19 protein-coding genes are annotated in these 18,584 nt (G+C 34.3%); 2 read left to right on the top strand and 17 right to left on the bottom strand.

Annotated elements, in window-relative coordinates; translation table 11 throughout:
* Positions 1 to 35: 35 nt before the first annotated feature.
* The 4 genes from RMN97_RS06685 to RMN97_RS06670 form a co-directional block, all read right to left on the bottom strand.
* On the bottom strand, positions 36 to 611 hold the full coding sequence (locus tag RMN97_RS06685; protein WP_309613747.1) for a Crp/Fnr family transcriptional regulator: 576 nt from the start codon (positions 609 to 611) through the stop codon (positions 36 to 38).
* Positions 612 to 680: 69 nt separating this feature from the next.
* Complete coding sequence (locus RMN97_RS06680) at positions 681 to 1,022, bottom strand: DUF6370 family protein (protein ID WP_309613746.1); 342 nt, start codon at positions 1,020 to 1,022, stop codon at positions 681 to 683.
* Between the two features lie 11 nt (positions 1,023 to 1,033).
* Positions 1,034 to 2,221 (bottom strand): pyridoxal phosphate-dependent aminotransferase, encoded by a 1,188-nt coding sequence (locus tag RMN97_RS06675; RefSeq protein ID WP_309613745.1) that lies wholly within the window; start codon positions 2,219 to 2,221, stop codon positions 1,034 to 1,036.
* A gap of 125 nt (positions 2,222 to 2,346) precedes the next feature.
* The gene (locus RMN97_RS06670) at positions 2,347 to 3,441 is read right to left on the bottom strand and encodes an acyl-CoA desaturase (protein WP_309613744.1); all 1,095 of its coding nucleotides are present in this window, start codon (positions 3,439 to 3,441) and stop codon (positions 2,347 to 2,349) included.
* 109 nt (positions 3,442 to 3,550) lie between these two features.
* On the opposite strand from RMN97_RS06670, the gene rsmG reads away from it, so the two are divergent.
* Entirely contained in the window at positions 3,551 to 4,180 is a 630-nt protein-coding gene (gene rsmG, locus RMN97_RS06665; protein WP_309613743.1) for a 16S rRNA (guanine(527)-N(7))-methyltransferase RsmG, read from the top strand.
* A 42-nt stretch (positions 4,181 to 4,222) separates the two neighbouring features.
* On the opposite strand, the gene RMN97_RS06660 is transcribed toward rsmG, so the two are convergent.
* The 11 genes from RMN97_RS06660 to RMN97_RS06610 form a co-directional block, all read right to left on the bottom strand.
* Positions 4,223 to 5,317 (bottom strand): T9SS type A sorting domain-containing protein, encoded by a 1,095-nt coding sequence (locus RMN97_RS06660; RefSeq protein WP_309613742.1) that lies wholly within the window; start codon positions 5,315 to 5,317, stop codon positions 4,223 to 4,225.
* A gap of 113 nt (positions 5,318 to 5,430) precedes the next feature.
* The gene (gene pruA, locus RMN97_RS06655) at positions 5,431 to 7,062 is read right to left on the bottom strand and encodes an L-glutamate gamma-semialdehyde dehydrogenase (RefSeq protein ID WP_309613741.1); all 1,632 of its coding nucleotides are present in this window, start codon (positions 7,060 to 7,062) and stop codon (positions 5,431 to 5,433) included.
* 132 nt (positions 7,063 to 7,194) lie between these two features.
* Positions 7,195 to 7,581 (bottom strand): Co2+/Mg2+ efflux protein ApaG, encoded by a 387-nt coding sequence (gene apaG, locus RMN97_RS06650; protein WP_309613740.1) that lies wholly within the window; start codon positions 7,579 to 7,581, stop codon positions 7,195 to 7,197.
* Between the two features lie 71 nt (positions 7,582 to 7,652).
* Positions 7,653 to 8,903: a DUF5103 domain-containing protein gene (locus RMN97_RS06645; protein WP_309613739.1), complete on the bottom strand. Its 1,251-nt coding sequence runs from the start codon at positions 8,901 to 8,903 to the stop codon at positions 7,653 to 7,655.
* Positions 8,904 to 8,969: 66 nt separating this feature from the next.
* Entirely contained in the window at positions 8,970 to 9,740 is a 771-nt protein-coding gene (locus RMN97_RS06640; protein ID WP_309613738.1) for a methyltransferase domain-containing protein, read from the bottom strand.
* Between the two features lie 153 nt (positions 9,741 to 9,893).
* Positions 9,894 to 10,712 carry a type I methionyl aminopeptidase gene (gene map, locus RMN97_RS06635; RefSeq protein WP_309613737.1) on the bottom strand — a complete coding sequence of 273 codons (819 nt, stop codon included), beginning with the start codon at positions 10,710 to 10,712 and terminating at the stop codon, positions 9,894 to 9,896.
* Positions 10,713 to 10,796: 84 nt separating this feature from the next.
* On the bottom strand, positions 10,797 to 11,753 hold the full coding sequence (locus tag RMN97_RS06630; protein WP_309613736.1) for a sodium-dependent bicarbonate transport family permease: 957 nt from the start codon (positions 11,751 to 11,753) through the stop codon (positions 10,797 to 10,799).
* Positions 11,754 to 11,787: 34 nt separating this feature from the next.
* Positions 11,788 to 12,525 (bottom strand): carbonic anhydrase family protein, encoded by a 738-nt coding sequence (locus tag RMN97_RS06625; RefSeq protein WP_309613735.1) that lies wholly within the window; start codon positions 12,523 to 12,525, stop codon positions 11,788 to 11,790.
* 2 nt (positions 12,526 to 12,527) lie between these two features.
* Positions 12,528 to 13,514, bottom strand: a complete 987-nt coding sequence (locus RMN97_RS06620; RefSeq protein ID WP_309613734.1) for an L-threonylcarbamoyladenylate synthase — start codon at positions 13,512 to 13,514, stop codon at positions 12,528 to 12,530.
* Positions 13,515 to 13,518: 4 nt separating this feature from the next.
* A complete protein-coding gene (locus RMN97_RS06615; RefSeq protein WP_309613733.1) occupies positions 13,519 to 14,355 on the bottom strand; it encodes a DUF6671 family protein in 837 nt (278 codons plus the stop codon).
* Complete coding sequence (locus tag RMN97_RS06610; protein WP_309613732.1) at positions 14,355 to 14,639, bottom strand: hypothetical protein; 285 nt, start codon at positions 14,637 to 14,639, stop codon at positions 14,355 to 14,357. Before RMN97_RS06610 ends, RMN97_RS06615 begins: the two co-directional genes overlap by 1 nt.
* Positions 14,640 to 14,907: 268 nt before the next feature.
* On the opposite strand from RMN97_RS06610, the gene RMN97_RS06605 reads away from it, so the two are divergent.
* Positions 14,908 to 15,831: a LysR family transcriptional regulator gene (locus tag RMN97_RS06605; RefSeq protein WP_309613731.1), complete on the top strand. Its 924-nt coding sequence runs from the start codon at positions 14,908 to 14,910 to the stop codon at positions 15,829 to 15,831.
* 16 nt (positions 15,832 to 15,847) lie between these two features.
* Here the strand turns inward: RMN97_RS06605 and RMN97_RS06600 are convergent, their stop codons facing one another.
* Positions 15,848 to 17,236, bottom strand: a complete 1,389-nt coding sequence (locus tag RMN97_RS06600) for a TolC family protein (protein ID WP_309613730.1) — start codon at positions 17,234 to 17,236, stop codon at positions 15,848 to 15,850.
* Complete coding sequence (locus RMN97_RS06595; RefSeq protein ID WP_309613729.1) at positions 17,236 to 18,582, bottom strand: HlyD family efflux transporter periplasmic adaptor subunit; 1,347 nt, start codon at positions 18,580 to 18,582, stop codon at positions 17,236 to 17,238. Before RMN97_RS06595 ends, RMN97_RS06600 begins: the two co-directional genes overlap by 1 nt.
* Between the last annotated feature and the right edge of the window lie 2 nt (positions 18,583 to 18,584).

Here is an 18,584-nt window from a genome sequence, read left to right as displayed (position 1 = left end):
TATGCATTTCTGTAAACTGTGACTGAATACTGAGACTATTTTTTAAGCATTCGCGCCTTCATTTTACTAAAAAACTCCGGCGTAACGCCAATATAGGAAGCAATTTGTTTTTGAGGAACTTTTTGAATTAAGGTTGGGTATTTTCTGCAGAATTTCTCAAAGCGTTCTTCTGCGGTTAAACTTAAATTATCCATCAGTCGTTCTTGGTTTGCAACTAATGAATTTTCAGTTAGGATTCTGAAAAAACGTTCCAGTTTTGGAATTTCAAGATACAATTGTTCCTGATTTTCTTTAGATAATACAACGACTTCAGCATCTTCTAATACTTCGATAAAAAGATTACCGGGTTTTTGCGAAAGCAAGCTGTACATATCACTAATCCACCAGCCTTCACAGGCAAAACTCATGACGTGTTCAACGATATTGTCATTGATGTTAAAACTTCTGAGTAAACCCGAATTTACAAAATAGCCTTCTTTACAAACCTGACCTGCATTTTGAAGAATGGTTTTTGTTTTGTAATGCTTCGTTTCAGTTTTGGATAAAAACAGTAACTCTTCTTCAGGAGTTAACAAGACGTGTTTCAAAATGTTTTGTATAATCAAACTCATATTCCCAAAAGTACAATAAAACTAAATCATAAAAAAAGCGTCCCGTTTTAATTGGGACGCTTATGTTTTTTAATGTTTGTGGCCTTCGTGCTCATCGTGAGCTTTTACTGGAAGCAATTTAAAGCTTGAAGCTACAAATCGGTCGTCTTTTATTTCGCCAACAACTTCTGCTTTTCTAATTGCTGAACAAAAACCATCTTCAGCATGAGCATCTCCGTGTTTATGAATGTCAGTTCCATCAACGAAATACGATTTTCCGTCAATACGAACAGCTAAATCACAACCGCCTTTACCCTTCATTCCGAATTGGCATTGACCGCAAGCAGCTTCTACGGTTTGTGTTTTTGGTTTTTCTTGTGCATTCATAGAAATGCAGATAAAAAGGATAAGAATTGAAATAATTTTTTTCATGATAGTATAATTTAAGATAAAGCTTCCTTAATTCTTTTGAAAGCTTCGGTTAATAATTCTTCACTCGTTGCATAAGAAATTCGGATGCAATTTGGATTACCGAAGGCATCACCAGTTACTGTAGCAACATTAGCTTCCGATAATAAATACATCGAAAAATCATCAGCATTGTTAATCAATTTTCCGCGTAATGTTTTTCCGAAATACGAAGATACATCAGGAAAAACATAAAAAGCACCTTCCGGAGTATTGATTTTTAATCCCGGAATATTTTTGGTTAAACCAACAACTAAATCTCTACGGTTTTTAAAAGCAGAAACCATTTCGTTTAAAACACTTGGATCAGCATCTACTGCTGTAATTGTAGCTCTCTGCGCAATTGAATTCGCTCCAGACGTAACTTGTCCTTGCATTTTTGTACAGGCTTTAGCAATAAATTCGGGTGCGCCAATATAACCAATTCTCCAACCTGTCATAGCAAAAGCTTTGGCAACACCATTTACGGTAATTGTTCTTTCAAACAATCCCGGAATGGAACCAATGCTGCAAAATGTCCCTGAGAAATTGATGTGTTCATAGATTTCATCAGAAACGATATAAACGTTTGGATACTTTTCTAATACTTTTCCAATCGCGGTCAACTCTTCACGATTATAAACCGAACCACTCGGATTACAAGGTGAACTAAACCACATCATTTTGGTTTTTGGCGTAATGGCGCCTTCCAATTGCTCGGCTGTAATTTTAAAATCAGTTTCCACAGAAGTTGGTACTTCAACAGGAACTCCACCAGATAATTTGATGATTTCAAAATACGAAACCCAATATGGTGCAGGAAGAATTACTTCGTCACCGTCATTCAGCATAACTTGTGCAATATTGTATAACGATTGTTTCGCGCCAGTAGAAACTACGATGTTTGCCGGTTTGTACTCTAAGTTATTATCGCGTTTGAATTTTCTACAAATGGCATCTTTCAGTTCTCCATAACCGTCAACGGGAGAATAGGTGCTATAGTTTTCATCGATTGCTTTTTTCGCTGCTTCTTTTATAAAGTCCGGTGTATTAAAGTCGGGTTCACCCAAACTTAAACTGATGATGTCTTTTCCCTGAGCTTTTAATTCTCTTGCCAATGCTGCCATTGCCAGAGTTTGTGATGTAGATAAATTATTGATTCTGTCCGATAATAGGTTGTTCATGTTTGTGTTGTTGATTAAAATATTTTTTATTTAAAAAATAAACCATTAAGATATTGAGAAAATTAAGATTTTGCGTTCTTAATATTGCTTAATATCTTAATGGTTAAAATATCTTCATTTAAATTTTATGCTAATTGTGGTTGTCTTCCCAGTTCCCTTAAATGTTTGAAGTGAGAAACAATGGCAGCTCTGGTTGTTTTAAACTCATAGTATGGAAGTTCACATTCTGCTGCCGTTTGCTTTACGATTTCCGCAATTTTACCATAATGAATATGGCTGATATTTGGGAACAAATGATGCTCTACTTGGTGATTTAATCCGCCTGTATAATAGTTTATCAACCAGTTTTTTGGGGCAAAATTCGCCGTTGTAAATAATTGGTGAATTGCCCAAGTATTTTCGATTTCGCCATTGTCATCCGGAATTGGGTTTTCAGTTTCTTCAACAACGTGAGCTAATTGAAAAACCACGCTTAAGATAACTCCCGCAGTGTAATGCATTACCAAAAATCCTAAAACTACTTTCCACCATGTGATTCCCATAACCATAGGTGTTACTATCCAAATTGAGAAATAAATAATTTTCGTGATGATTAATGTTGTCCAACGAATAGCAGGTTTTTTGAATTCGCCGTAAGATAAATTTCTTTTCAAATAGCGTTTCATTTGAAGGAAATCTGTAGTAATTGCCCAGTTAAAAGTTAGCAATCCGTACAAGAAAACAGAATACAAATGCTGAAATCTATGCAATTTATACCATTTTGCTTCTTTAGTAAAACGCATAATTCTTCCCGCTTCTAAATCTTCATCATGCCCTAATATATTAGTATAAGTATGGTGTAAAACATTGTGTTGCACTTGCCAATTGTATACATTTCCGGCCAAAATATAAATGCTTCCGCCCATAAATTTATTCACCCATGATTTAGAAGAATATGCCCCATGATTCCCATCATGCATCACATTCATACCAACGCCGGCCATTCCAATTCCGATAACAACATTAAGCAGAAGATACGCCCAAATAGGCATATGCATTGCCAACAAAATAAAGTAAGGCGTTAAGAAAACAGAGAACATTACAACTGTTTTTAGATGTAATTTCCAGTTACCTGTTCTGTCGAGATTGTTTTCTTTAAAATAATTATTCACTCTCGAATTTAAGGTTCTAAAGAATTTCAAATTATCGTTTTTAGAAAATATGGGGGTTGTAGTGTCCATTTATAATATTTCAAATTTGCAACAAATATAATTATTATAATTTTTTAAAGATTATAAACAAATCATAATTATCAACCAATAAGCACTATTTTTGTTGAAAATTCAATTTATGGAAGAAATTCAGAAGCAATTTCCTAACCTTACTGAAAATCAAATAGAGCAGTTTCAGAAACTCGAAGCATTGTATCAGGATTGGAATGCTAAAATAAATGTGATTTCCCGAAAAGATATTGACGAGTTATATACCAAACACGTTTTGCATTCGCTGGCTATTGCCAAAATTCAACCATTTGCAAACGGAACTTTTATTCTTGACGTTGGAACTGGTGGTGGTTTCCCCGGAATTCCGTTGGCGATTTTATTTCCTGAAACACGATTTTATTTAATTGATGTGATTCTAAAAAAAATTAATGTGGTTAAAGCGGTTGCTGAAGCTTTAGAATTGAAAAATGTAAAGGCCGAGCAAATTAGAGCTTCGGAAGTTAAAGGCGATTATGATTTTATTGTAAGTCGTGCTGTGACCAATATGCCCGATTTTGTTTCCTGGATAAAAGACAAAATAAAAAAGCAAAACAAGCACCAATTGCCTAACGGTATTCTTTATTTAAAAGGCGGCGATTTGTCAGAAGAGTTAAAAGATTTTCCTAAAGCAACCGAATATAATATCTCTGATTTCTTTAAAGATGAATTTTTTGAAACTAAAAAAGTGGTGCATTTGCCGCTAAAGTTTAAAGCATAAAAAAGCCCTCTGGTTTTTTAGAACGAGAGGGCTTTTTTAGTATTAACTCTTAACGATTTTCTTCGTTATACTTCCTTTTTCATTGCCTATAGTGATAAGATACAATCCTTTGGATAACGAAACCGGAATTTCAAATGCTCCATTTAAAGTTTCGTTTTTCGATTGATAAATGGTTTTACCTAGCATATCGGTTACACTAATATTGGCATTGTCAATAATGTTTAAGGTATTAATTTCTATACTATTCTGAACCGGATTTTGAATCCAGACAGATTGAAACGAATGGGTAGCGTTAGCCAAAACAGGAACATTTCCTATTTCATAGGTTGTATTATTTTCATTAATTCCTGCCGCAGATGCTACCACAACTGTATTCAAACTTCTGAATTTAAAGTTGTTGGTTGAATCATTCGGGTCATAATAGGTATAAGTCGTCTGGGATGCCGTACCTACAGGAAAAATACTTAGATACAAAGTAACTGAAAGCACTGTCTTTAGTCGGGTTACATTGACGGTATAGCCATAATCAGGTAAATTCAGAACACCATAACCATCAACGGTTGTGACTAATGATCCTGAAAATGTACCTGAATTAGTAGTGTAGTTGTATGTTCCGCTAACACTGTTGTCGGTATTGGTAAACGGATAAACCATTGGAAAAGCTCCCAAGGTAGCATTTCCGCTTCCGCCACTTCCGCCATTGCAATTAATCACCAAATCAGTAGAAGTTAATCCGGTAATGGAAACGGTTGTCCCTGCGTTTTTAGTAAACATCCTTCCTTCCGTTGCCCCTGAAGTAGTTACTATTACATTATTAGTTCCCGGATATGTTGAAGTCTCTGTTGCTGTTGGCGCAACATTGTTTGTGGTGGCAGTGCCCAGAGGGATAAAACCGGTAAATGTCCAAGATTGATTTATACCGCCTGCTCCATGGTTTGGTGCGGTAGCAGTAGTTACGTTCGTGCTTACGAAACCGTTGGTGCTATAAAATGAGTTGACTTGGTTTTGGGCAAAACCAACATTAGTGATAATAAGTAATGATATAAGTAATTTTATTTTACTCATCTTTTCTATTGGTTTTTGATATTCGTGACCCGAGCCTGAAAGGCGAACTGACGTAGTAATCTTCGATTTCATAGTTGTATTTTTTGACAAATCAATATTTAAGTTATTTAACATCAAATGTATAAAAAAAGTTCAAGTGAAAACTTGAACTTTAGATTTTTCATTTGACTAAATGACAACGGTTACTATAATTCTCCCAAAAACGGATAACGATAATCTTCAGGAGTTACAAAAGTTTCTTTGATAGTTCGTGGCGAAACCCAACGCAATAAGTTTTGCATTGAGCCCGCTTTATCATTTGTTCCCGAAGCTCTAGCACCACCAAATGGTTGCATTCCAACAACGGCTCCGGTTGGTTTGTCATTAATATAAAAGTTTCCGGCGCAATTTTGTAAAGCCAAAGTTGCTTCTTCAATTGCATATCTGTCTTGGCTGAAAATCGCTCCTGTTAAAGCATATTCTGAAGTTCCGTCAACCAATTCTAATGTTTCTGCCCATTTTTTGTCATCATATACATAAATCGTCATTACGGGTCCAAAAAGTTCCGTTTCCATAGTAGCATATTTTGGATTCGTGGTAACAATTACGGTTGGTTCAATGAAATATCCTTTTGATTTATCGTAGTTTCCACCAACGATGATTTCGGCATCAGTATCTGCTTTTGCTTGGTCAATTGCTTTAGCCAATTTGTCAAAGGAACCCTCGTGGATTACTGCTGTGATGAAGTTTCCAAAATCTTCAGGCGAACCCATTTTCATGGATTTCACATCGGTAATCAATTGGGCTGAAACGGCTGGCCACAAACTTTTCGGAATGTACGCTCTCGAAGCAGCCGAACATTTTTGCCCTTGAAATTCAAAAGCACCACGAGTGATACCTGTAACGACTTGTTTTACATTGGCACTTGGATGCGCCAAAACGAAATCTTTTCCACCTGTTTCTCCAACAATTTTTGGATAAGTTTTGTACGTATGAATATTGTTTCCGATTTTTTTCCAGATTTCTTTGAACACAAATGTGGAACCTGTATAATGAACACCGGCAAAATCAGGATGAGACAAAATAGTATCCGTAATCATAACAGGATCACCAAATACTACGTTAATAACGCCATCAGGAACACCAGCTTCTTTAAAAACATCAATAATAATTTTTGCCGAGAATACTTGGCTGTCACTTGGTTTCCATACTACAGTATTCCCCATCAAAGCCGCACTGGCAGGAAGATTAGCCGCAATCGCTGTAAAATTAAACGGAGTTATCGCATAAACAAATCCTTCCAACGGACGATATTCAACTCGGTTCCAAACATCAGAAATTGATTTTGGTTGGTCGTTATAAATTTGCGTCATGAATTCTACGTTGTAACGCAAGAAGTCAATCAACTCACAAGAAGCATCAATTTCAGCTTGATAAATAGTTTTAGATTGTGCAATCATCGTAGCCGCATTTATTCGGGCACGATATGGACCAGCGATTAATTCGGCAGCTTTTAAAAAGATGGCAGCACGTTGTTCCCAAGCCATGTTTGCCCATTTCTTTCTTGCTTCTAGAGCAGAAGCAATCGCTTTTTCAATATGTTTTTTTTCTGCCAAATGATATGTTCCAACTACATGTTGGTGGTCATGAGGCGCAGACATGCTTTTGGTATTTCCGGTGCGAATTTCCTCGTTACCGATATAGTTTGGAACATCTATTGTTTCGTTCCACATTTTTTTATAAGCTGCTAACACTGCTGCTTTTTCAGGAGAATTTGGAGCGTAAGATTTTACGGGTTCATTGACCGCTTTTGGAACATGAAAAAAACCTTTTGGCATATTCAGATTATTAGATTATTAGACATCTTAGAATTTTAGACAACAGATATCTAAAAGTGTCACAAAAGTACAAAGGAAATTTCGAATTTTTAATAAGAGAGGACAAAGTTTAATTTGCTTTTAACAAGACTTTTAATTCAACGCAAAAGGCGCGCTTAATTTAAAAGTCGGCACTATAACTTTGAAAGTTTTGGTAGAAGTAAAATTAATCATATTGAAATAACCACTCATCGCGCCGAATGGGGATGAAAGTAAACAGCCTGAATTGTAAGTGTGTTTCTCGCCTGGTTTTAGTACTGGTTTTTTGCCAATTACACCTTCGCCATCAACAATTTCAATAGTGTTAAGAGAATCTAGAATTTCCCAATGACGCGTGTTTAACTGAACGGAATCTTTGCTGTGATTTTCGATAGTAATTTCATAACTAAAGGCAAAATGAAGCTTGTAGTTCTTGAAGTAGGTACCTTCAAAACTAGTCAAAACTGAAATTTTTATGCCTCTTGTTATTTGAGTAACCATAAATGAGATTGTGAAACGATGTCAAAATTACAAAAAATACTGGTCTGTAGAGAATAAATTAGTGTTAATTTTTAGTTAGTTATATCAACTGAATTTGCTATTCCTCTTCCGATAATCCTATCGTAGCGTTGGTTGTTTTCTTTGTAATAGACTAACACAAAATAATTATTTTCTGTTTGAAAAAAGTTACCATCAACGGCATTTTCTTCATCTATTTTTCCGTTACTATCTGCAATTACATATTGGTAATTGGTAAATCCTTGTTTTATCATAATTGCTTTTTCATAGATTCCTTTTTCGGCATTGTAATCCATTTTATTTTCTTCCCCAATAGCAAAGTTGTTAAACATGCCATTTACATAGATAGATTTTTTTTCATAAAATGCAGGGGCTGAAAGAGAGAAAAAAACCCAAGCATAATCCGCTTCAATTTCATTATTTTCGCGGCCAATGTTTTTCACAATATAGTTTCCGTTAATATCGGGATAAAAAGTGTAGGGTGAATTCGCTCTTGCTTGAGATAAATACAAATGTGCATTATAGAGTCCACCTTTAGAGTCAATACTTGCAATACTGTTGTTGGCAGCACGTATATCTTTGTTTTCAAAAAACAAAAATTCATTTCCAGCAAAAAACTGTGTTTCTTTATCATATCGATAAATTAAATCATTGCCAATTGTAAATTGTGGTTTTATATTGGTTATGGCAGTGTCAAATTTCCCATTTTGTGATAACATTACTTTTACATTCTGTAGTGGACTTTGAAAATTAATTATGGCAGATTTTATAGAAAATTCTATATTATGTTTTTTTTCTACAACAGATAAATTTCTAGCTCTTCTTACTTGCATAGGAACCGAAACTAGTTCTTCATAAAGAATAAACTTTTTTGTAAAAACAATATTTTTATCATCGTCTAAAATCTTTATCATATAATTGCCACTTACTCTAAATTGAGTAAGTCTATTAGGAAAAGTTAGACTGTAATGGGAATATAATTGTAGTGTAGTTAATGAATTGGAATAATCTTGAATCCTTTGGTCATCAAAGCCATTTAGATATTCTTGCTTTGCTAATTGTGATGGCTTCCAATCATAATCACAATGGGTTATAGTATAAAAATAGTTGGCTTCTGTACCATATAAATCATCAAATACAAATTGGAATGAATCCCCTAATCTAAAAATAGGAATGGCATTTTGACCATTTTGTAGAAAGCTTATGGTTTTAAAATGATATGGTGGAATAATTTCTTTTTCAACTTGAGAATAAGAAATAACCGCAACTAATAATAGGTAGACGGGCAGCAATTTTTTTAGCATAATTTGTATATAAGAGATGTAAAGATACTAAAATTTCCTTACTAAGATTAGGCTAAAACTTATGTTTTACTTAAAACAAACAGGGATAATTTCACCTTTAGCCAAACAATATTTTTCTACCAATTCAGCAGCAATTTTGTTGGTGTAATCTTCTTCGACTACTTTAAAACCAATACGTCTTAGTTTATCGAAATAATCTCTTCCATAAACGCGTACATGATCGTATTGGCCGAAGATTTTAGCGCGTTCTTTTTGGTCAACGATAGTATCATCTGAGAAAGTCGTGGCTCTCGACAAGTCTTGTGGGATTTGAAAGATGCCCATTCCGCCAGGTTTTAACACGCGATACAATTCCTGCATCGCTTTAGTATCATCGGGAATGTGCTCTAAAACGTGGTTGCAAAGGATAATGTCATAGGCATTGTCTTCAAATGGTAAATTACAAATATCTGCTTTTACATCTGCTAATGGCGAAAGCAAATCGGTTGTAGTATAATCAATATTAGTTTGCTTTTTGAAACGTTTATAAAACTCTTGTTCTGGTGCAAAATGCAATACTCTTTTCTTTGTTTTTGAAGTAAAAAAATCCGTTTCATTCTGTAAATACAACCACAATAATCGATGTCTTTCTAACGAAAGTGTACTTGGAGATAGCACGTTATTTCTTTGGTTTCCGTAACCGTAAGGCAAAAACATTCGGAAACTTTTTCCGTCTATTGGATCAGTAAATTTACTTCCTTTTAGCAAAAAAGCCAATATTGGACGAACCACAATACTCAACCGGATAAGAATTGGTCTTGGAATAGTATTTAATATAAATTTGAAAATTTTTTTCATGGTTGTTGTAGAATAGTTACACAGAGATACAAGGAGTATTGCAGAGATTCACAGAGAATTTAATTTGTTATTTTCTCTTTGTTATGATTTAATTTTAATGGTTAAGTCATCAATGTTATATATTTTTAATTTCTCTGTGAATCTCTGTGTGACTTAAATAACCAAAGGCTGTTTCCTAAACTCATCTTCTTCGTTGCTCACGATTCCCAATGCTTTATAGATATAACCAAATGTCGAAAGCAATTCGGGTTTTCCATTTACCAAAGCTACATCGTGTTCAAAATGTGCGGAGGGTTTTCCGTCAGCCGTTAGAATTGTCCAACCATCTTTGAGTTGTTTGATGTTTTTGGTTCCCATATTTATCATCGGTTCGATGGCGACAACCATTCCTTCAACGAATAATTTTCCGCGTCCACGTTTACCGTAATTTGGCATCTCCGGATCTTCGTGCATTTTGGTTCCCAATCCGTGTCCCACCAATTCGCGAACTACACCATAGCCATGAGATTCACAGTATTTCTGAATTGCATTTCCAACATCTTCCACACGATTTCCTGCACGGAATTCTCGGATTCCAACGTATAAAGATTCTTTCGTAACTTTTAAAAGTTTTTTAGTTTCCGCATTCACTTCTCCAATTTCAAAAGAATAGGCATGGTCACCATAAAATCCATTTTTCAACACACCACAATCTACCGAAATCACATCGCCTTCTTGCAACGGAAGATTATTTGGAATTCCGTGTACAACTTGTGCATTCGGACTCATACAAAGCGAATTTGGGAAACCATATAAACCAAGAAAACCGGGAACTCCGCCATTATCACGCATGAATTCTTCGGCAATTTTATCTAATGCTAAAGTAGTTACGCCGGGTTTAATCACTTTCGCAATTTCACCTAAAGTTTTAGAAACCAACAAAGCACTTTCACGCATTAATTCAATTTCTTCGGCGGTTTTTGGAATAATCATATGTTGTAAATTTTGCTTTTTCCGTCTGATTTTTAATCTCAGATCGGTTGGCAAAAGTAATTATTTTTCCCTATTTATTTGAAATTAAAGAATGATTGCCAGATAAATTGGAAAACCCAATGTTATATTAAAAGGAAAAGTAACTGCAAGCGCCATAGGTAAAAAGAGTCCCGGATTTGCTTTTGGTGCTACAATTTTCATAGCAGCAGGTACAGCTATATATGAGGCACTGGCAGCTAAGATTGCAAAGATGAATCGGTTTCCAATATCGGCAGTTACTATTTGACTAAAATAAGCTACTAAACAACCATTAATCAAAGGAATCAATATGGCAAAAGCAGCAGCAAACCAGCCACTTTTGAAGAAGTCGTTTAGTTTTTTACCGCTCACTAATCCCATATCTAATAGGAAAATGGCCAAAAATCCTTTAAAAATATCAGTTGTGAAAGGCTTAATACCCATGGCTTGTTGTTCGCTAGCCAAAAAACCAATTACTAAACTTCCTAAGATTAGTAAAACGCTGCCATTAGTGAGAGAATGTTTTAATACAGAAGATAAGCTGGTTGTAGTAGTGTCTTTTTTTCCATACATTCTCATTAAAATCACGCCCACTACAATAGCAGGAGCTTCCATAAGAGCCATTACGGCTACCATGTGTCCACCAAAAGTGTATTTTTGGATTTCTAAAAAGGTAACAGCAGTCACAAAAGTTACTGCACTCACTGAGCCATAAGCTGCAGCTATTGCTCCAGCATTCTCAATGCTAAACTTTCTCTTTAAAATAAAAAAGCAATACAAAGGGATGATAACGGCTATAACTATCCCAAAAATAATAGACCATAAAATATCTGATGTAAAATGACTGTGAGCCAATTCCTGTCCTCCTTTGAAACCTATAGAAAATAAAAGATAGAGTGAAATAAATTTTGATGTGTTTGCAGGTATCTCTAAATCGCTTTTGAGTCGGGTTGCAATAACGCCGAGAAGGAAAAACAATAAAGCGGGGTTTGTTAGATTATCTAAAAGTAAATTTAAATTCATAAATGTGTATTATTAAAATTAATTTTGAAGTGGTTTAGTCAAAAAACTGAAGTTCACCCGTTTGAAGGACATAAAATGCACCAACTATTTTTATTTCACCGTTCTCTTCCATGGTTCGAAGTATTTCACTTTTGGCTCTTATTTCTGTTAGGGTGTTGCGAACATTATTCCGAGCTACTAATTTTACAAAAGCTTCATTTTTTGATGATTTTTCACCTTCGTAATTTTGACTCATTAAGACTGCTGGTTTAATATTTTGTAGCATAGCAGTAATATTCCCCAACTTTACATCATCAATAGCCCCTTTTATGGCACCACAATGTTGATGTCCCATTACTATTATGAGTTTGGCGCCAGCCACTTTACAGGCAAACTCCATACTGCCTAGTAAATCTGTATTCACAAAATTACCAGCGACTCTTCCCACAAAAACATCTCCTATTCCTTGATCAAAAACATCTTCTACGGGCACTCGGCTGTCCAAACAACTTAACACCATGGCTTCTGGATATTGTCCTCCTGTTGCAGCTTTTCTTATAGTATCTGAATGTTTTCTTATTGTGAAGTCACTATTTCTAAATCGTTCATTCCCTTCTTTGAATTGTTTCAGTACTTCATCAGGTGTTAAAGCTTGTTGCTGTTCCTTTGTATGAACAGAATGGTTTATAATAGTTGCTTTGGAATACTCTAAATCAGCTTTAGACTTACAACTACTGAACAGTATCACTGCTGCTATAAAAATCAAAAACGGAATTCGTTTGTTATTAACCATAATTATTGATTTACTATATTTAAATTATTCTTTGAGGCTGCAGCTCTCTTTAATCTGTCATTGATTGCTCTTCCTAGTTGATTGTCAGGAAACTTTTCGGCAATAATGACATCCAAATTCAAAGCATCTAATCGGTGTAGTGCAGCATATAAATGGGAAGCGGCTTCTTTTAAATCACCATTTAGAGAAAGCACTTCTTGATGCATTATACTATCGTCGCTAATTTTTGAATTGAAAAGTAATAGTCCAATTTTTTTTCCTCTATAATAGTTAATACCATCATGTATGTTTGAAACAACTAAGGTTTCTGTTTCTGGGGCATAATGTTTTGCCATCATACCTGGAGCACTAGGATTTTGCTCTTCAAAGTTTTTTATGGAAACGGGACCTATCTCATTTTCTATTTCTTCGATAGCAATTGCCCCCAATCGGTATAAGACGGGAAGGTTATTTTCAAATCCAATAATGGTTGATTCTATTCCGTTTTGACAACTTCCTCCATCCAAAACCATAGGTATTTTTTTATCAAAATAAGTAGCAACATGTGATGCTGAGGTAGGACTAATAGAGCCAAAAGGATTAGCGCTTGGTGCTGCCAAAGGGAAAGGCAATAAATCAAGTAATTTAAGTGTTATAGGATGATTAGGCATTCGAACTGCAACAGTGTTTTTTCCTCCGGTCACAAAATTGGGTACTGTTTCTTTTTTCTTTAACACTAAGGTTAGAGAACCAGGCCAAAATTTATCTATTAATTTTTTTGCCAAATCAGGAATTTCGGTAGTTAAGTCTTCTAATTGATCTTTAGAGCCTATGTGTACAATAAGAGGATTAATCAGTGGTCGTTTTTTTAAATCGAAAATGCTTCTTATGGCTTTTTCACTATAAATATTGCCCGCTAGACCATATACCGTTTCGGTAGGAATGGCTATAATTTCTTCATTGTATACTAATTGTGCTGCTAGATAAATATCTTTTGATACCATATTCATTTAATTAGGGGTTGCATAAATCACAATAAGTGGGATCTTCTTCGGTTTTTTGATGAGGATATAATACCTCTTTGGTAAAATCACATTTCTTACAGGTATATAAGAAACTCAGTGTTGAGGCTGTTGGTGCATTGCACCAACTGCAGGGTAATCCGGGTAAAGCTTTAGTTATAGTAAATCCTGGTGTTTTACATTCTGGACATTGTGATAGTATAGCTTCTAAAAGTTTTTGCGCTGTTCTTTCAATAACCTTCATTCGGGTTGGATTGTAATTCGCCCTCATATCGGTCTCAACATAGGCACTACCATACTCGTTCTTAAAGTCATGAAAATGTTTTTTCAATGTGTCAAAGTCTGTTATTCCTTTAATTATTTTACTGTAATTGTCTTCAGATGGTTTTAAGATAAGGCCGTGAGAAGGAAAATTCACCTGTTGAGCAAAGGCTAATAAATCAGGTTCATTTGAAATGATTAATGCGTTAAAGTTGGTATCCATACTAATCTCTCGCACCACTACTTCTAAATCGTTTTTCGTATCCATTAACATCATCAGTTCATCATCGGCAGAAGCAAAAAAAACCGATGGATGAGCTCCAAACGACCCTTCACTAGCAATAACCAAATCACAATGATTTTTTTCCATAGCAAGGACGCCTTTTTTTTTAAGGGTCGTAAGGGCATCATCTTTTCTTGAAACTTCGCCTGAAAAAGTTCCCAGAGTATCGGTATCAAATTCATCACTCACTAAACAGGAAACACCTAGTTCTTTTTCAAATAGTGTTCTAATTACTTTTTCCTTATGGTGTTTTGTGGCGATTAATAATTTACGATTCTGAAACATTATTTTGTAAATTCAATAGCTATTGAACTTTTTATAAGAAGATTAAAACCATTTTCGTTTGCTGTGTCAATGAATGACTTCAGTGCTGTTTTAGTCTCGTTTAATTCGGAAACACGTCTTTTTGAATGTTCAATATTTCTGTCCGCTCGAACGAAATTGCTGAAATCATCCAGATTGTGATAATTTATTTTACTGTTAATGAGATTTGTTAATACAGCATTGGCTTCTTCGGGAGTGAAGGTGCTTTCAATGAGCTTAAACTCTTTTTTCTGATTTTTTTTCATAGTTTTAAATTCATTTTTTTAAGTTGGATTATGGCAACAATAACTAGTATTCCCAGAATTCCGAATGAAATTATATTTTCTTGCAAAACGATATTAATTAGTAATGCAACGAGTAAGCAAAACATCACAAATGTCAGCCCAATCTTGCTCCTTTTTACTCTTATATTTTCTTTCATATAGAAACTGTTTTAATTTTATTTGGCAAAATTCTATATAATAATCCATATATTTTTATTTATATTTGTTATTATATGCATAAACATTATTTATGAATTACACACTACATCAGCTTCAGGTTTTTTTAAAAATCACACAAACGAAAAGTATCACAAAGGCTGCAGAAGAACTACATCTCACGCAACCTGCGGTATCTATACAATTAAAAAATTTACAGGATCAGTTCGAAATTCCTCTTACGGAAATAGTAGGCAGAAAATTGTATGTTACCGAATTTGGAAAAGAAATTGCCCTAGCTGCAGAAAATATTATTAATGAGGTTTACAACATCAATTATAAAACATCAACTTTTAAAGGGATACTAACGGGTAAATTGAAAATTTCAGTAGTCTCTACCGGAAAATATGTTATGCCTTATTTTTTGTCTGATTTTACAAATAAAAATACCGGCATTGAGTTAGAAATGGATGTTACCAATAAATTAAAAGTAATACATTCACTAAAGAATAATGAAGTTGATTTTGCATTAGTATCAACTTTGCCCGCTGCTGTTAAGATTGAATCAGAAGTATTACTGACCAATAAATTATTTTTGTTAGCCAATAAAAATAGTGCATTACCAGATACTAAGAAAACAGGAAAACACCTTTCTAACACTCCTCTCATTTTTCGTGAAGAAGGTTCTGCTACTCGAATTGCTATGGAAAACTATTTGAGCAAGCAAGGTATTCAAGCCAAGATGAAATTACAATTAACGTCTAACGAAGCAGTAAAACAAGCTGTTATAGCTGGATTAGGACTTTCCATTATGCCATTAATAGGATTGAAAAATGAATTAGAAAATGGAAATATTAGAATTATACCTTCAAAAAACCTTCCTATTGTTACCAACTGGACATTAATCTGGTTAAAAGGGAAAAAAATGAGTCCAGCAGCTACTGCGTATTTGGACTTTATTCGCAAAGAAAAAAACAGCATAATAAAAGAGTATTTTTCTTGGATAGAATCGTATTAAGTTTTCTATTTAAAAATTACTCGGGATTCCCAATCATTTTAAACAAAGCGGCATTCGATTCAAAAAAGCGGTTTTCAATTTGGAGTTGGGCTAATTGAGCTGATACTAAATTGTTTTCTCTCGAATTAATTAAAAAAATCGAACTTTCACCAAAGGAAAATAATCGGTCTTCCGAAGTTAGCATCGTATTGTTATCTTTTACTAAGTCGGAAATGATGTTTTTTTGTTTTAGCAATGACTTAATCTCAATTTGTTGTGCATTTATCTTGTTTTTCAGTTGAACACGCTCCAAGTCTAATTCTAGTTGCGCATCCTGAACTTTGAATTTTGCAATTTTTAAACTACCTCTTTCTTTTCTTAAAAACAAAGGGAAAGCGAAATTCAAACCGACTTTATAATCTTGAAATTTATAATCATCGAAATAGCTAGGCTCAGACAAATAGGAATACCCTAAATCAATTTTTGGTAAGATCATATTGGCCTTTAGTTTTTTATCAACAGTTAAAATGTCAACCTTACTTTGAAGCGCATTAATTTTGGGATGATTCGTAATAGAGATATCAGAATTCAATAATTCATTAGTTCGTAAAGTTTCCTGAATGGTCTGTTCTAATTTTTCTTCTGGAATTAAATCATCTGCTAATTCTAGCGGAATGTTGTTTTCGAGCCAAAGAAAATTAGATAATTCAAGCTTGGCTTTATTTAATTTAAGTTTAGAATCTTCAAAACTCAACAAACGATTTTTTACTAGTATTCCGGCCTCAACACTATCAATAGCTGGTTTGTCACCTTCTCTAATAAGCGATTGTACACCTGTAAATCTGATTTGAGCATTTTTAGTATACGCTTCATAAAGCTTCATTTCATTATAATTTCTTTTCCAATTAAAATAAGCTACAGATGCATCATATAGAACTGCGACGGCTAATAGTTTTTGTTCAGATTGACTTAATTTGATTTGCAGTTTTGCTTTGCGCAAATCCGCCATGCGTTGATTGATAAACAAACCTTGACCAAGCGGAATACTTATTCCTAAAGAAGTTAAACCTTGATTTGGAACCGTATTTTCAGGATTGAGGTAAATACCTTCATTGTTGTCAAAACCAGCTTTTACCTCAATACCATACCAAGTTGGAATGACAAAACTACTGTTGAGAATAGAGTAATATTCACTGTCTTTGAATTTTTTTTGATCAAAATCTACAATAATTTTTGGATCAAAACCACCACGAGCCATCATTAAATTAGCTTGAGCCGAACTAATCTGTAAGTTCGCACTTTTAACCAATGGATGGTATTTTTTAACATACCCCAAAAATTCATTATAGCTGAATTCTTTTGGTTGTAAATTTTGTCCAAAACCTAAAAATCCAATAAATAAAAAACCTAAAACTATTGATTTCATTATTTTTTTTCTTTTTGTGTATTGCCTTTTGGTTGATAATAATTAGGAGGAAATCCATTTAAAGTTCTCCAAAGTTCAAACCAAACAGGGACATTGTCTAATAAAGCCAAAGTTTGTGCACCTGAGCCAATACTAACTTGTTTTGGCCACGCTTCTTCTTCAGCATCGGGAGCAATCAAAACTCTAAATTTCCCATTATCGCTAATAAAATTTTCAACTGCTACAATTTTTCCACCATAAGTTCCATAACTCATGCCAGGCCAACCTGAAAACACTATTGTAGGCCAACCATCAAACCAAACCCTTACTTTTTCACCTTTATGTACTAGAGGCAAATCTGTTGGAGTTACATAAGTCTCAACAGCAATATCATATTTTGATGGCATAATACTAATGATTTGTGTCCCTTCTTTAATAGTCTCTCCAATACCCGATTGCAAAGCCCGATTGACATAACCACTTTGTGGCGCTTTGATGTAGTACATTCCGTTACGAATTTGGTAATTGGTATATTGGTTTTTTAATTTGTTGACTTGCGCTTCAGTATCATATTGATTACTCAATGCAGTATATTGATCACTTCTAGCTTTTTGTTCTTTTTCATTATACTCTGCCATGATTCGATTGACTTCTACTTTAGCATTTATAAGTTCATTTTCGCTACTCAAAAGTTTGTTTTCCTGAGTAATAATTTTGGCATCAACCTCTTGAAGTTTCAATCTTTTTTCTTCAACATCAGTCAATGGTTTTAGTCCTTCTTTGTTTAGAGCAATCGCACGATTAAATTGTGTGTTGGCTATTTTAACTTGAGTCCTAACGGCTATTAAATCAATGCTGTCACTTTTAACTTTAAGATATCCTTGTCTAATTTTATTTTTAGCTTGTTGTAGTTTCAAATTCTTTTCGTTTTGAATTGCTGCAATTTGAGAAGAAAGTGTAGTAACTTTTCCACCATAAGATTGTTGCGCCATTTCTTTTGCTTTCATTTGGGTTTCAGTGTTTTTAACTAAGTTCGGATCTAGGTAATCTTCTTTCGTTTCAGAAATGAATAAAATAGTATCTCCTTTGTTTACAAAATCACCTTCTTTAACATACCATTTTTCGATTCTTCCAGCAATGGCAGTATGAATGGTTTGTGGTCTTTGTCCGGGCTTCAATGTTGTTACAGCACCTGAACCAGAAATATTTTGTGTCCAAGGAAGAAATAAAATAATAACTCCTAAAATAGAAACTCCTAGGATTATTTTATTTAAAATTTTATAATGAGGTCTGTGACTTAGGTTTTTTACTGTGCTAAACTGTTCAATGTTTTCAGTAATCTGATAGTTGTTAGAAATATTGAGCATGA

This window comes from Flavobacterium sp. (genome assembly GCF_031381455.1).
Classification (GTDB): Bacteria; Bacteroidota; Bacteroidia; order Flavobacteriales; family Flavobacteriaceae; genus Flavobacterium.
The sequence above is the reverse complement of the archived record's forward strand: the minus strand, read 5'-3'. Positions and strand labels throughout refer to the sequence as shown.